Genomic DNA, 626 nt, shown 5'->3' on the forward strand with positions numbered 1-626 from the left:
CCAGTCCGCTGATTTCCATGGCGTGCGGCAAGGGCAGCGCCGCGATCGCCGGCAGATCTCGCGCCGCCGCGTTGGCGTCGAGGAAGCCGGCCAGGCGGTTGAGCGTGGCGCGGTACTGCGCGAAGGCATCGTATGAGGTGCGGAAGAACGACAGCGAGTCCTGCACCTGGCCGAAGGCCTGAGAGGTCTGCATGACGTCGCCCAGCTTGATCGCGCCGCTGAAGAAGCGCTGCCCCTGCAACAGGAACGGGAACACCACGGCCACCTGGCTCACCACCAGGTTGAAGCCGTCGAATTTCAGGCCCCGGTATACCCGCTCCCACAGGTTGGAGATATAGGCCGAAAAGCGCGCCCACAGCGTCGCCCGTTCGACCTCCTCGCCCTGGTAGAAGGCCACGTTCTCGGCATTCTCGCGCAGCCGCAGCAAGGCGTAGCGGAAGTTGGCGGTGAGCCGCTCGGACAGGAAGTTCAGCAGGATCAGGGGCCGGCCGATGCGGAACGCGAACAAGGTGGCGATGAGCACGTACACGTACACCATGAATACCATGGCGCGCGGGATCTCCACGCCAGCCACCTCGAGCGCGCCGGACAGGTTCCACAGGATGCCGGTGAACGCCACCAGCGAC

General features: G+C 65.7%; 1 protein-coding gene. It reads right to left on the reverse strand.

All coding sequences use genetic code 11. The features are described 5' to 3' along the window. Positions 1-626: SbmA/BacA-like family transporter (locus DNK89_RS23570; protein ID WP_304547786.1), on the reverse strand; the 626-nt coding region annotated here is incomplete at both ends.

The organism is Acidovorax sp. ST3 (genome assembly GCF_003231145.1).
Classification (GTDB): Bacteria; Pseudomonadota; Gammaproteobacteria; order Burkholderiales; family Burkholderiaceae_C; genus Acidovorax.